The following is a 13091-nucleotide window of genomic DNA, read 5'->3' on the forward strand; positions in this document are numbered from 1 at the left end:
TTTCGAACGATTTTTCGTGGCTGGCACCCTTGTTGCTCCGTACCCCGACCATACCAAGGGAGTACCCGAGCATGAGCCAACCTGGCAGCACCTTCGATCAGATGCCGCGTTACATCCGTGTACGCAGCGAGCCTGACGCCACCTTCGTCGAATTCGATTTCGCCATCGGCTATCCCGACCTGTTCGTCGAGTTGGTGCTGCCGCGTCAGGCGTTCCAGCAGTTTTGCGAAAACAACCGGGTGCAGCACATGGATGCGCAGATGTCCGAGGCCCTCGACGCCGATGCGCAGAAGTGGCGCTACGGCGAAACCCGCGACGCTGAACAGGTCGCCGACCAACCCACAGAACAAAAACCACAGGAGTCCACTCCATGAGTGTCGAGATCAAGACGACGACCGTCGAGACGATCCGCAACACCTTCAGCCACACCCGTCGCCGCTTTGGCGACAAGGTGGCCAGCCGCTATCAGGAAGCCAGTTTCGACCTGGAGTCGGCGACCAACTTCCATTACCGGCCGCTGTGGCAGCCAGACAAGTTGCTCAACGACGCCACCCGCACCGCGGTGGTCATGAACGACTGGTACGCGGTCAGCGACCCGCGCCAGTACTACTACGGGGCTTACGTCCAGGCCCGGGCCAAGATGCAGGAAAACGCCGAGCACGATTACGCGTTCTGCGAAAAGCGCGACATGCTCGCCGGTCTGTCCGGCGCCAATATCCAGTTGATCAGCACGCTGTTGTTGCCGCTGCGCCACGCCGAGATGGGCGCCAACATGAACAACAGCAACATCGCCGCCGATGGCTTTGGTACCAGTGTGACGCAGATGCACATGTTCCAGGCCATGGATCGCCTGGGCATCGCCCAGTACCTGTCGCGCATCGGCCTGATGCTCGACGACGGCGATGTCCAGTTGCTGGCCCAGGCCAAACAGCAGTGGCTGAACGACCCGGCATGGCAGGGCATGCGCCGCTACGTCGAGGACACCCTGGTGGTGCGTGACTGGTTCGAATTGACCGTGGCGCAAAACCTGGTCAGCGACGGCCTGGTGTACCCGCTGCTGTTCCACAAACTCGACGAACAGCTGACGGCCAACGGCGCCGGCCAGGTCGGCATGCTGACCGAATTCATGCGCCTGTGGTTCGCCGAAAGCCAGCGCTGGGTCGATGCCCTGCTCAAGACCGTGGTCAACGAAAGCGCGGCCAACAAGGCGCTGGTGCAAGGCTGGGTCGATCACTGGAGCCATCGCTCGGTCGAGGCGCTGCAAGCGCTGGCGGCCCTGGGGCTCGATCCATCGGCGCTGGATACGGTGTGCAGCGAATTCGACTCGCGCCTGAAAAAACTCGGCCTGACAGGAGCCCAAGCATGACTTCCCTCGTTTACATGAACCTGCAGGACACCGACTACGCGCGCTCGATCGTCGACGCCATCGTCCAGGACAACCCCCATGCCGAGATCCAGCACCAGCCTTCGATGATCCGCATTGAAGCCCAGGGCCGGCTGGATATCCGCCGCGAGACGGTCGAGGAGCTGACCGGCAGCGTCTGGGATATCCAGGAAATGCTGATGTACGTGATCACCCTGGGCGGCAACGTCGTGGAAGAGGACGACAGCTTTTCCCTGTACTGGAACAGCTGATCCATCGCCGACCGCCGTTTGATCCATCACAAGAATTCGGGAGTGCCATCATGGCCGTGAAAAAACGCCTTAATGCCAAAGAAAAATACCGCTGCATGACCCGTGACCTGGACTGGGAGCCGAGCTACCAGACCCACGAGGACATCTACCCCCATGAGCGTTTCGAAGGGATCAAGATCACCGACTGGGACAAGTGGGAAGACCCGTTCCGCCTGACCATGGACACCTACTGGAAGTACCAGGCCGAGAAAGAGAAAAAACTCTACGCGATCTTCGATGCGTTCTCGCAAAACAACGGCCATACCACGCTGTCGGATGCCCGTTATGTCAACGCGCTGAAGCTGTTCCTGTCCGGGGTCACGCCACTGGAATACCAGGCCTATCAAGGTTTCGCCCGGGTCGGCCGGCAGTTCAGCGGCGCCGGTGCGCGAATCGCCTGCCAGATGCAGGCCATCGACGAACTGCGTCATGTGCAGACGCAGATCCACGCCATGAGCCACTACAACAAGCACTTCAACGGCCTGCATGACTTCGCTCACATGCACGACCGCGTGTGGTTCCTCTCGGTGCCCAAGTCGTTCTTCGAAGATGCACGCACCGCCGGGCCATTCGAATTCCTCACGGCGATTTCGTTTTCATTCGAATACGTGCTGACCAACCTGCTGTTCGTGCCGTTCATGTCCGGCGCGGCGTTCAACGGCGACATGGCCACGGTGACCTTCGGCTTCTCCGCGCAGTCCGACGAAGCCCGGCACATGACCCTGGGCCTGGAAGTGATCAAGTTCCTGCTCGAGCAACACGAAGACAACGTGCCGATCATCCAGCGCTGGATCGACAAGTGGTTCTGGCGCGGCTACCGCCTGCTGACACTGGTGGGGATGATGATGGACTACATGTTGCCGAACAAAGTCATGTCCTGGTCCGAAGCCTGGGGCGTGTATTTCGAAGAGGCCGGCGGTGCGCTGTTCAAGGACCTGGAACGCTATGGGATCCGCCCACCCAAACACGTGGAAGAAGCCAACATCGCCAAGGATCACGTCAGCCATCAGGCCTGGTCGATCTTCTACCAGTACAGCCAGGCGACCAACTTCCACACCTGGATGCCGACCGACGAGGAACTGGACTGGCTCTCGGAAAAGTACCCGGACACCTTCGACAAGATCTATCGCCCACGTTTCGAACACTGGCGCGCGCTGCAGGAAAAGGGCGAGCGCTTCTACAACCCGACCTTGCCGATGCTCTGCCAGATCTGCCAGATCCCGCTGTCGTTCGGCGAGCCGGATGACCAGACCACCCTCAGCCATCGCAGCGCCGAGCACGAAGGCGAGCGCTATCACTTCTGCTCCCAGGGTTGCTGCGACATCTTCGAATACGAGCCAACCAAGTACATCCAGGCCTGGTTGCCGGTGCATCAGATTCTGCAGGGCAACTGCGGTGGTGCAGACGTCGAATCGGTGGTGCGCGATTACTACAACATCAATCCCGGCCAGGACAACTTTGAATACCTGGGTTCCACCGAGCATCGGCGCTGGCAGGACTGGCACCCGAACGATCGCAACAGCACACCGGCCACCTCGAAACCCTAACCATTGTGGGAGCGAGCCTGCTCGCGATAGCGGCTGAACATTCACCTGTATGGGTGGCCGTTAGTTCGCTTCGCCGGCAGCCGACTCCTGCAGTCGACCGAAAACAAGAAGGAACAAGACCATGCCCGTGACTGCCATCGGCGCCTACGACGCCCAACCCCTGGACCGCCAGGAAAATTTCCATGGCCTGCAACTGGTGTACCTGTGCTGGGAAAGACACCTGATGTTCTGCGCCCCGTTTACCTTTCCGCTGCCCCCGGCGATGCCGTTCAGCGACTTCCTCGAGCAGGTGGTCAAGCCTTCGATTTCTCAGCACCCGGATGCACCTCGGGTCGATTTCGCCCAAGCCCTGTGGCGCCTCAACGATCAGCCGTTCACCCCTGACCTTGGGGCGAGCCTGATCGCCAACGGCATCGATCACAAGAGCCTGCTGCACCTCGACACCCCTGGCTTGAACGGCATTGCCGGCACCTTTAACTGAGGACACGGAGATGAGCTACCAAGTAACCATCGAACCCACTGGCGAGCAGATCGAAGTGGAAGAGGGCCAGACCATCCTGCAGGCCGCCTTGCGCCAGGGCGTCTGGCTGCCGTTTGCCTGCGGGCACGGCACCTGCGCCACCTGCAAGGTCCAGGTGCTCGAAGGCGAAGCTGACCTGGGCGCGGCCTCGTCTTTTGCGCTGATGGATATGGAGCGCGATGAGGGCAAGGTACTGGCGTGCTGTGCCATTCCGCAGAGCGACATGGTGATCGAGGCCGATATCGATGCCGACCCGGATTTCCTCGGGCATCCGGTCGAGGACTACCGCGCGGTGGTCAGTGCACTGGTGGACCTGTCGCCGACCATCAAAGGCGTGCACCTCAAGCTTGACCGGCCCATGGCCTTTCAGGCGGGGCAGTACATCAACTTGCAATTGCCCGGCATCGAAGGCACGCGGGCCTTTTCCCTGGCCAATCCACCGAGCCGTGCCGATGAAGTTGAACTCCATATACGGCGGGTCGACGGCGGCCTGGCCACGGGCAAGATTCACGACGACTTGAAGGTCGGCGACAGGGTGGATCTGTCCGGGCCGTACGGCCAGTTTTTCGTGCGCACCTCGCAAAGTGGCGACCTGATCTTCATCGCCGGCGGCTCCGGTTTATCGAGCCCGCAGTCGATGATTCTTGACCTGCTGGAAGCCGGCGATAGCCGCCAGATCGTGCTGTTCCAGGGCGCGCGCAACCGCGCCGAGCTCTACAACCACGAACTGTTCGAGGCGCTGGCCCGGGAGCACGCCAACTTCACCTATGTGCCGGCGCTCAGTCAGGCGGTCGAGGATTCCGACTGGACGGGGTTCAAGGGCTACGTGCATGACGCTGCGAAGCAGCATTTCGACGGTCGCTTCAACAACCGCAAGGCTTACCTGTGCGGGCCGCCGGTGATGATCGATTCGGCCATTACCTGCCTGATGCAGGGGCGGTTGTTCGAACGCGACATCTTCATGGAGCGCTTCTACAGCGCCGCCGACGGCAGTGAGAAAACCCAGCGTTCGGCGTTGTTCAAACGCATCTGACACAGCCCTCGACCCACTGTGGGAGCGAGCCTGCTCGCTCCAACCAGTAATGGAACCTGCCTTCTCGACACCCTGCGAGCGGGCAGGGCGTGCCTGACCGATAACAACAATAAAGGTTGAAACGAATGACTCGCAGAACAAACAAGCTGCTCGTGATCTCTACCCTGGCCAGCGTCAGCGCGGCGCTCGCTGTCCCGGTGCACGCCACCGAAGGCGGAGGAACGTCTTACCCCTTGGGCGCGGAAAACTACATGTCCGGGGCGATGCCCCCACCGGGCTTCTACGGGCAACTTTTCGTCAATCACTATGAGGCCGACAACCTGCGCGGCAACGACGGCAAGAAACTCCCGGTGGATTTTCGCGTGCGCGCCAACGCCATCACCCCTCGGCTGATCTGGGTCAGCGATTACACCCTGTTTGGCGCCAGCGTGGCGCTGCACGCGATCGTCCCGCTGGTGGACCTCAAGGTCGATCTCAACGGTCAGTCGCAAAGCAAACAAGGCCTGGGGGACGTGATCTTCGGACCGGCACTGGGCTTTCACCACAGCGAGAAATTCCACAGCATCCTCGCCCTGGACATGATCGCCCCCACCGGTCGTTATGACAAAGGCGACCTGGCCAACATCGGGCGTAACTACTGGGTGATCGAGCCGGTCTATGCCATGTCCTACGTCGACCCGAACGGGCTCAACCTCGATGCCAAGGTGATGTACGACTTCAACCGCGAGAACCCGGCGACCGACTACCGTTCGGGACAGGAGTTTCACGTCGACTATGCCGTCGGCTGGGGGCTGGGCAATGGTTGGGTGCTGGGCGTGGGTGGCTACTACTACCGACAGACCACCGATGACCGCCAGAACGGCGAGACGGTCAAAGACAACAAGGGCCGGGCGCTGGCCATCGGACCATCGATCAAATACACCAGCAAGGAGGGATGGTTCGTCACCGGGAAGTGGGAGCAGGAGACCGAAGTGCGCAACCGGGCGCAGGGCAATGCGTACTGGATGAAACTGACCGTGCCGTTCTGACACGGTCTGTGATCAACGCATAATCCTGTGGGAGCGGGCTTGCCCGCGAAGCGGTGTATCAGACGCTATTTAAGTCGTCTGACACCCTGTATTCGCGAGCAAGCTCTCCCACACCCTTTATCGGCCGCCAGACAGCGGCGGGGTGCGCGGCGGGATCAGGCGCTTGGACCCGGTCGATTCGAACGCCGAAGCAAAACGCAGCAGCGCCGAATCGTCATAGGCACGACCGGCGAAGGTCAGGCCGACGGGCATGCCGATGTCGGGCATCACACCCATTGGGACGGTAACCGTCGGCACGCCCAGGTGGCGGATGGCGAGGTTGCCGTTGGCCACCCAAACGCCGTTGCTCCAGGCGATATCCGCCGACTGCGGGTCGACATCGGCATTGGCCGGCGCCACGTCGGCGACGGTCGGGAACAGCACCGCGTCGAGCCCCAGGCGATCCATCCACTCCTCGAGATCGATCCGCCGGGTCTGTTCAAGACCACGCAAGCCGTCAGGCACCGTGCTGATCTGGTCCCACGGCGTAATGCCGCGCTCTGCCATCTTCACGTATTCGTCCATGCCGGCGGCCAGGTCGCCCTCACGGTTGGGCAGCGTGCCCGGGTCGTGCGGGAAAATCAGCGGCCCGTCGACGTCGACCAGACGGTTGAGTTTCGGATCACCGTTGGCCTGCAGGAAATCATCGAAGGCCCAGGCCGTCAGGTCCCACAATTCGTGGTGCAGGAACTCTTTGGAGACAATGCCGCGGTTGAACACGGTCGGCGCACCGGGACGATCACCTTCGCAATTGGAAACCAGCGGGAAATCGACTTCGAGCACTTCGGCGCCAGCAGCTTCCAGGGCCTCGCGCGCTTGCTGCCACAGCCCGATGACCGAATCACGGGTGATGATGCGTTGCCCGGTCGGCCCGCCGATACCCGGTGCATCGCTGGTGCCGGCTTCGGCATCGGCGTTGATGTACATGCGCGGAACGCCGAAACGCTTGCCTGCCAGTGAGTCGGACTTTACGGCAAGTTCCTGATAGGAAGCCGGACGCACCGAGGCAACGCTTGGAATCGGCACCCAGGGTTGCAGGCGCCACAGGTCGCCACGGGTGTCGGGATCTTGCGCCACCACCACGTCGAGGACCTCAAGCAGGTCGGCCATGGTTCTGGCGAACGGCACGACCACGTCCATGGTCGGCGTCAACGGCCAGTTGCCGCGCACCGAAATCACCCCGCGTGAAGGCGTATAGGCGCACAAACCGTTGTTCGACGCCGGCCCACGGCCACTCGACCAGGTTTCTTCGGCCAGGCCGAAGGCGGCGAAGCTGGCAGCGGTGGCCGTGCCGGCGCCGTTCGACGAACCCGAGGCGAAAGGCGCGGTGAGGTAGTTGGCGTTGTACGGGCTCTCAGCACGGCCATAGACGCCCCGCTGCATGCCGCCATTGGCCATCGGTGGCATGTTGGTCTTGCCCAGGCAGATCGCCCCGGCACCGCGCAGGCGCTCGATGGTGAACGCGTCGCGATAGGCAATCAGGTCCTTGAAGGCCGGGCTGCCCGAAGCTGCCGTGAGTCCCTTGACCAGGTAACTGTCCTTGGCCGTATAGGGAATGCCATCAAGCGGACCCAGCGTCTGGCCCTTGGCCCGACGGGCATCGGAGGCCTGCGCTTCAGCGAGTGCTTCGGGGTTGCGCACCACGACCGCATTGAGGGCGGTGGGCGTGTCGGTGCCGTCGTACGCATCGATCCGGGCGAGATAGGCCTGGACCAGCTCAACCGCCGTGGTCTGGCCGGACTCCAGCGCAGCGCGCAGTTGGGCGATGGAAACTTCAGTGACCTCGATCATGCCGCCACCGCCGCTTGCTGATGGGCGACACGGTGATGGCGGCCATCACACAAGGTCTTGGACACAGCGACATCGCTTTTCTGAAAATGGGTGTTCATATCGGTTCTCGTTGCACGGCGTTCCGCGACGCGGGCTGTTTTTTGGCTGAGCGCTGTATTTTGCACCAAGTCGGGGGGAGGGCAATCGCTATAAAGGACGGTCTGACATTGTCGGGTCTGGACGAGGGCCAGTCGTCGCCGTTGTAACTTGTCGTTCCGGACTCGGCAACGTCTATGAATGACCAGGTATCAGGCAAAAAAAGCTGCCTTGGGAGGCAGCAGAAAAAACAGCACGGCTTATGGGGGCGAGCCCGAGTGGCGCTGCGCCTAGTAGACCTGAGGCACGATGATTTCCGGCGGCGTGGGATTGCGCGAGTAGTCTTCCTGGCGCAAGCGTTCAGGCAGTTCGATGGCCGGCATTTCCACTTCTTCATAGGGCATTTGCCCGAGCAGGTGGTGGATGCAGTTGAGTCGGGCCTTTTTCTTGTCGTCGGCGTGCACCACCCACCAGGGCGCTTCGGCGATGTGGGTGCGTTCGAGCATGATTTCCTTGGCCTTGGTGTAGGCCTCCCAGCGCCGGCGGGACTCCAGGTCCATGGGGCTGAGTTTCCATTGCTTGAGCGGGTCGTGAATGCGGCTGAGAAAGCGCAGGTGCTGTTCCTGATCGGAGATCGAGAACCAGTATTTGATCAACTGGATCCCGGAGCGGGCGAGCATGCGTTCGAACTCCGGCACGGTGCGGAAGAACTCTTCGTATTGGTCGGCGTTGCAAAAGCCCATGACCTGTTCAACCCCCGCGCGGTTGTACCAACTGCGGTCGAACAGGACGATTTCACCCGCGGCCGGCAGGTGTGAGACATATCGCTGAAAGTACCACTGGGTGCGTTCGCGGTCGTTAGGGGCGGGCAGGGCGGCCACCCGGCACACGCGAGGATTGAGGCGCTGGGTAATGCGCTTGATCACGCCCCCTTTGCCGGCGGCGTCGCGGCCCTCGAACAGGATCACCACCTTGTGGCCGGTTTTCACGACCCAGCTCTGCAACTTCACCAGTTCGCCCTGCAGGCGGAACAGCTCGCTGAAATAGCGTCGCCGCTCTTGCTTTTCGGGGGTGTCGCTGAGGTGATCGTCAAACAGCGCATTGAGGTCGTGTCCGTCCTCCAGTAATTCCAGTTCCAGTTCTTCGTCACTGTGATCGAGCAGCTCGCGATGAATGCGTTGCATCAAGGTGTCGTTGGTCAAAAGCATGATGGGAACTCCCGACGAAGGTGGAAGTGCCGATGCTAGCCCTGGGGATGTGACGGCCTGGTGACGATGGGATTCAGCAGAAAATGATCCCGGTGTCATCTGACTGTCACCGAGCCCGTGGCAACATCCTCGCACTCCGCGTTGAGCGGCCCGCGGGCTGTCGAATTTGCCAGGGAACCCCCACCATGAAAGGCGATGCCTCACTTTTTGCCGCTATTGATCTGGGCTCCAATGCGTTTCGCCTGATGATCGGCCAGTCGGTCACGCGCAATCAGCAATTGATGATCCAGGAAGTGAAAACCCTGCGCGAGCCCGTTCGTTTGGCCGAGGGTTTCCAGGGCGGCGCGCTCGACGAACTGGCGCTGGACCGAGGCTGGCAGGCGCTCGCGCGCTTCGGCAAAAAGTTGCGGGGTTTCGAGGCCGGGCGAGTGCGGGCGGTGGCGACCAGCGCGGTTCGCCAAGCCGACAACGCCCCCTTGTTTCTGGCCAGCGCAGAGCGGCACCTCGGGTTTCGCATTGATGTCATTTCCGGGCACGAAGAGGCCCAACTGGTGTACGCCGGCGTTGCCCATACCCTTCCTGATACCCAGCGCATGCGCCTGGTGGTGGATATCGGTGGCGGTTCGACCGAACTGATCCTGGGCCAGGGCGCACAGCCATTACTCACCGAGAGCGTTGCCGTTGGCAGCGGCACCGTGGGCGCGCGTTACTTTCCGGGAGGCGCGATCAGCGCACGGGCGTTGCTGGAAGCCGAGCGTGTCGCCACCCTGCAATTTGAAAGGGTGGCGCGCCGTTACCGTGCCAAGGGTTGGCAGCAAGTCATCGGCTCTTCAGGCACGGCACGGATGCTGGCCAAAGTGCTCAAGGCCAACGGGCTGAACGACGACGGTCAAGGCGGCGTGACCTATGGCGGCCTCTTGCGCCTGTCGTTGCGCCTGCTGGAAGTCGGGCATGTCAAGCAGCTCAAGCTGGCAGGTTTACAGGCTCATCGTTTGAGCATTCTGCCGGGTGGTCTGGTGGTCATGCTGGCGGCGTTCAAGGTGTTTGGAGTCTCACACATGACGCCGTCCGAGCCAGGGTTGAGATTGGGTGTGCTGCATGGGCTGATGTCGAAACACTGATCCCCTCGGTCCCCCTGTAGGCGCTGGCCTGTCGGGTCGCCGCATCGCAGCGATGGTCGTTTTCCTGTGGGAGCTGGCCTGCCAGCGATGGTCGTCAACGATGACGCGTATGGCCTGGTTAAACGCGGCGTACCTGAGTCCATCGCCAGCAGGCTGGCTCCTACAAGTCTCGTTCTCCTGTGGGAGCTGGCCTGTCGGGTCGCCGCATCGCAGCGATGGTCGTCAACGATGACGCGTCTGGCCTGGATGAATGCGGCGTCCTGGAGTCCATCGCCAGCAGGCTGGCTCCTACAAGTCTCGTTCTCTTGTAGGAGCTGGCCTGTCGGGTCGCCGCATCGCAGCGATGGTCGTCAACGATGACGCGTCTGGCCTGGATGAATGCGGCGCACTCGGGCCCATCGCCAGCAGGCTGGCTCCTGCAAGTCTCGTTTTCCTGTGGGAGCTGGCCTGTCGGGTCGCCGCATCGCAGCGATGGTCGTCAACGATGACGCGTATGGCCTGGTTAAACGCGGCGTACCTGAGTCCATCGCCAGCAGGCTGGCTCCTACAAGTTCCGTTCTCCTGTGGGAGCTGGCCTGTCGGGTCGCCGCATCGCAGCGATGGTCGTCAACGATGACGCGTGTGGCCTGGATGAATGCGGCGTCCTGGAGTCCATCGCCAGCAGGCTGGCTCCTACAGGTATAGATCATCAAAGATGATCGGCATCGATCACGGCCTTGGCGAACGCTTGCGGATCTTCCTGCGGCAGGTTGTGGCCGATGCCGCCGTTGATCAGGCGAAATTCGTACTTGCCGGTAAAACGCTTGGCGTAATCCTCGGGGGCAGGGTGGGGCGCGCCGTTGGCATCGCCTTCCAGGGTGATGGTCGGCACTCCGATGGACGGCGCGGTGGCCAGTTTTTGTTCCAGGGCTTCGTAACGGGATTCACCCTTTACCAGCCCCAGGCGCCAGCGGTAGTTGAACACGGTGATGTCGACATGGTCCGGGTTTTCCAGCGCCTTGGCGCTGCGGTCGAACGTGGCGTCATCGAACGCCCATTTCGGCGAAGCCGTTTGCCAGATCAACTTGGCGAAATCGTGGGTGTTTTTCTCATAACCGGCACGGCCGCGATCAGTGGCGAAGTAAAACTGGTACCACCACTGCAATTCAGCCTTGGGCGGTAGCGGGTTCTTGCCGGCTGCCTGGTTACCGATCAGATAACCGCTGACCGACACCAACGCCTTGACCCGTTCCGGCCACAGCGCCGAGACGATGTCCGCCGAGCGCGCGCCCCAATCATAGCCACCGAGCACGGCTTGCTTGATCTTCAGCGCATCCATGAAGTCGATGACGTCGCTGGCCAGCGCGGCCGGTTGACCATTGCGCAGGGTTTTATCGGACAGGAAATGCGTATCGCCATAACCCCGCGCATAGGGCATCAGCACGCGATAGCCCTTGGCGGCCAGCAAAGGGGCGACCTCGTCATAGCTGTGAATGTCGTATGGCCAGCCGTGCAGGAGAATCACCACCGGTCCGTTGGCCGGGCCCGTTTCGGCATACGCGACATTCAGCAGCCCGGCGGTGACATGCTTGAGCGGGCCGAACGGAGAGGGCGTCGTATAGGTCGCACCGGTTTCGGTCTGAGCGGCGGCGTTCGACTGCGCGTGGGCCGTGCCGAGCACGCCGAACAGGCTGAGGGCGAGGAGCGAGGCGCCGACCAGGTGACGGCGGGTTTTCCCGTTTTCGTGGTTCCGCAATGCCATCGTCATGGGGATGTCTCCGTTGCAAGCCGTTGGTCAGGGGTTCTGGCTGATCCCCTTCAAACCTTGCCTGCATTTGAGCGCGGCGATGTATCTGGCCTGTGTCGGTGGGCAGGCCAGATGCAAGCGGATGTATCGCGATGTCGCCCGGATACACTGTGATACATCATTGCGCGGGCGGGCCGACGTTGTATTCCTCGTCCGTGACTTTTTCCATCCAGACCACACTCACACCGTCCAGCGCTTCCTGGACGCCGATGTGGGTCATTGCGGTGGTGGCGCTGGCGCCGTGCCAGTGCTTGTGGTCAGGCGGGCACCAGATGACATCACCGGCACGGATTTCCACGATCGGTTCGCCTTCGCACTGGGTCCAGCCGCAGCCGGCAGTGACAATCAGGGTCTGCCCCAGCGGATGGGTATGCCAGGCGCTGCGTGCGCCGGGTTCAAAGGTGACGCTGACGACGGAAACCCGGGCGGGTGACGGAGGGGCGTTGAGCGGGTCCATGCGGACGGTGCCGGTGAAGAAGGCTTCAGGGGCTTTTATCGAGGGCTGCGAACCTACGCGCTTGAGGATCATGATCGGGTCCTATTGATAAATGAACAGGAGGAGGTCAGTGCGCCCAGGTTCAGTCATCCGCAGGGGTGGTCGACGCTTTGATGACGACCCAAGGGGGCATTCAGCACAGCCGTATCAATCTGCGCCTGCCTGTGCGCGAGCGCAACGTGCGCACCCGGTCATTCTGTCTGGAAAGGCAAAAAACACCGTCGAGGGTGTTGCGTTTAACCTTGTTTAATAATAACTGGCTGTTTTCAAACAAATATTTTCTGTTTGGGCTTCACAGCTGCGAAGAAAGTTGATAAATTTCCGCCCACTCTCGCACAGGGCCTCACGGGCCTTTAAGTTGCAGATACAGGGGCGTCGCCAAGCGGTAAGGCAGCAGGTTTTGATCCTGCCATGCGTTGGTTCGAATCCAGCCGCCCCTGCCATATTCCTTGCTCATCCAGGTTCAACTCAGTCGGCAGCCAAGACGCGGGTTGAGGATGATCATGAAAAAACGCCAGTCCGAATCGGTCTGGCGTTTTTTTTGCCCGCGACAAAACCCTCCTCTGACGATCCTTCGTTTCCCTGCGGCCACCGATAATGGCCATTACGATCCCCTTTTGGCCAATGCCACGCTATGAAGCGTCCAGCCTGTCAGCAAGAATCGGAGCCAGGCTGCCGACCCGGCGCCCCTCGAATCCATAACCAGAATCTTTGATCTTCCTTGCCCTTGGCTATTTGCGGGCCACTGCCGTCTCAAAACATAAAAACCAGAG

Annotated in this window: 12 protein-coding genes and 1 tRNA gene; 9 read left to right on the top strand and 4 right to left on the bottom strand. The window is 61.4% G+C overall.

All coding sequences use genetic code 11. The features are described 5' to 3' along the window. Nucleotides 1–71 precede the first annotated feature (71 nt). From GQ39_RS05305 to GQ39_RS05335, 7 genes are all read left to right on the top strand, one after another. A complete protein-coding gene (locus GQ39_RS05305; protein WP_047527922.1) occupies nucleotides 72–374 on the top strand; it encodes a phenol hydroxylase subunit in 303 nt (100 codons plus the stop codon). Further along, nucleotides 371–1366, top strand: coding sequence for an aromatic/alkene monooxygenase hydroxylase subunit beta (locus GQ39_RS05310; RefSeq protein ID WP_047527923.1), 996 nt, complete (start codon nucleotides 371–373; stop codon nucleotides 1364–1366). The genes GQ39_RS05305 and GQ39_RS05310 overlap by 4 nt, the downstream gene beginning before the upstream one ends. Further along, complete coding sequence (locus GQ39_RS05315) at nucleotides 1363–1635, top strand: MmoB/DmpM family protein (protein ID WP_047527924.1); 273 nt, start codon at nucleotides 1363–1365, stop codon at nucleotides 1633–1635. The genes GQ39_RS05310 and GQ39_RS05315 overlap by 4 nt, the downstream gene beginning before the upstream one ends. Before the next feature lie 50 nt (nucleotides 1636–1685). After that, entirely contained in the window at nucleotides 1686–3221 is a 1536-nt protein-coding gene (locus tag GQ39_RS05320) for an aromatic/alkene/methane monooxygenase hydroxylase/oxygenase subunit alpha (protein WP_047527926.1), read from the top strand. A gap of 121 nt (nucleotides 3222–3342) precedes the next feature. After that, complete coding sequence (locus tag GQ39_RS05325; protein WP_047527928.1) at nucleotides 3343–3702, top strand: phenol hydroxylase subunit P4; 360 nt, start codon at nucleotides 3343–3345, stop codon at nucleotides 3700–3702. 10 nt (nucleotides 3703–3712) lie between these two features. Continuing rightward, complete coding sequence (locus GQ39_RS05330) at nucleotides 3713–4774, top strand: NADH:ubiquinone reductase (Na(+)-transporting) subunit F (protein ID WP_047527931.1); 1062 nt, start codon at nucleotides 3713–3715, stop codon at nucleotides 4772–4774. Between the two features lie 125 nt (nucleotides 4775–4899). After that, nucleotides 4900–5802: a SphA family protein gene (locus GQ39_RS05335; protein ID WP_090468613.1), complete on the top strand. Its 903-nt coding sequence runs from the start codon at nucleotides 4900–4902 to the stop codon at nucleotides 5800–5802. Between the two features lie 117 nt (nucleotides 5803–5919). Here the strand turns inward: GQ39_RS05335 and GQ39_RS05340 are convergent, their stop codons facing one another. Together GQ39_RS05340 and ppk2 are read right to left on the bottom strand one after the other, a co-directional pair. Continuing rightward, entirely contained in the window at nucleotides 5920–7632 is a 1713-nt protein-coding gene (locus GQ39_RS05340; protein WP_047527933.1) for an amidase, read from the bottom strand. Between the two features lie 365 nt (nucleotides 7633–7997). Continuing rightward, on the bottom strand, nucleotides 7998–8915 hold the full coding sequence (gene ppk2 / locus GQ39_RS05350; protein ID WP_047527937.1) for a polyphosphate kinase 2: 918 nt from the start codon (nucleotides 8913–8915) through the stop codon (nucleotides 7998–8000). A 185-nt stretch (nucleotides 8916–9100) separates the two neighbouring features. On the opposite strand from ppk2, the gene GQ39_RS05355 reads away from it, so the two are divergent. Then, nucleotides 9101–10036: a Ppx/GppA family phosphatase gene (locus tag GQ39_RS05355; protein ID WP_047527940.1), complete on the top strand. Its 936-nt coding sequence runs from the start codon at nucleotides 9101–9103 to the stop codon at nucleotides 10034–10036. Nucleotides 10037–10724: 688 nt separating this feature from the next. Here GQ39_RS05355 and GQ39_RS05360 read toward each other — a convergent pair. Together GQ39_RS05360 and GQ39_RS05365 are read right to left on the bottom strand one after the other, a co-directional pair. Further along, nucleotides 10725–11783: an alpha/beta fold hydrolase gene (locus tag GQ39_RS05360; RefSeq protein ID WP_047527941.1), complete on the bottom strand. Its 1059-nt coding sequence runs from the start codon at nucleotides 11781–11783 to the stop codon at nucleotides 10725–10727. Nucleotides 11784–11940: 157 nt separating this feature from the next. Continuing rightward, complete coding sequence (locus GQ39_RS05365) at nucleotides 11941–12351, bottom strand: (R)-mandelonitrile lyase (RefSeq protein ID WP_047527942.1); 411 nt, start codon at nucleotides 12349–12351, stop codon at nucleotides 11941–11943. A 335-nt stretch (nucleotides 12352–12686) separates the two neighbouring features. Between GQ39_RS05365 and GQ39_RS05370 the strand changes: the two genes are divergently transcribed. After that, nucleotides 12687–12761: transfer RNA gene (locus GQ39_RS05370), tRNA-Gln, on the top strand. The last annotated feature ends 330 nt before the right edge of the window (nucleotides 12762–13091 follow it).

This window comes from Pseudomonas sp. 11/12A, from assembly GCF_000800055.1.
Lineage (GTDB): Bacteria > Pseudomonadota > Gammaproteobacteria > Pseudomonadales > Pseudomonadaceae > Aquipseudomonas > Aquipseudomonas mohnii.

Coding starts and splice junctions, on each gene's coding strand:
- ppk2 (WP_047527937.1), bottom strand. CDS start 8,915: ATGCTTTTGACCAACGACACCTTGATGCAACGCATTCATCGCGAGCTG.
- GQ39_RS05325 (WP_047527928.1), top strand. CDS start 3,343: ATGCCCGTGACTGCCATCGGCGCCTACGACGCCCAACCCCTGGACCGC.
- GQ39_RS05310 (WP_047527923.1), top strand. CDS start 371: ATGAGTGTCGAGATCAAGACGACGACCGTCGAGACGATCCGCAACACC.
- GQ39_RS05320 (WP_047527926.1), top strand. CDS start 1,686: ATGGCCGTGAAAAAACGCCTTAATGCCAAAGAAAAATACCGCTGCATG.
- GQ39_RS05365 (WP_047527942.1), bottom strand. CDS start 12,351: ATGATCCTCAAGCGCGTAGGTTCGCAGCCCTCGATAAAAGCCCCTGAA.
- GQ39_RS05305 (WP_047527922.1), top strand. CDS start 72: ATGAGCCAACCTGGCAGCACCTTCGATCAGATGCCGCGTTACATCCGT.
- GQ39_RS05330 (WP_047527931.1), top strand. CDS start 3,713: ATGAGCTACCAAGTAACCATCGAACCCACTGGCGAGCAGATCGAAGTG.
- GQ39_RS05355 (WP_047527940.1), top strand. CDS start 9,101: ATGAAAGGCGATGCCTCACTTTTTGCCGCTATTGATCTGGGCTCCAAT.
- GQ39_RS05315 (WP_047527924.1), top strand. CDS start 1,363: ATGACTTCCCTCGTTTACATGAACCTGCAGGACACCGACTACGCGCGC.
- GQ39_RS05340 (WP_047527933.1), bottom strand. CDS start 7,632: ATGATCGAGGTCACTGAAGTTTCCATCGCCCAACTGCGCGCTGCGCTG.
- GQ39_RS05360 (WP_047527941.1), bottom strand. CDS start 11,783: ATGACGATGGCATTGCGGAACCACGAAAACGGGAAAACCCGCCGTCAC.
- GQ39_RS05335 (WP_090468613.1), top strand. CDS start 4,900: ATGACTCGCAGAACAAACAAGCTGCTCGTGATCTCTACCCTGGCCAGC.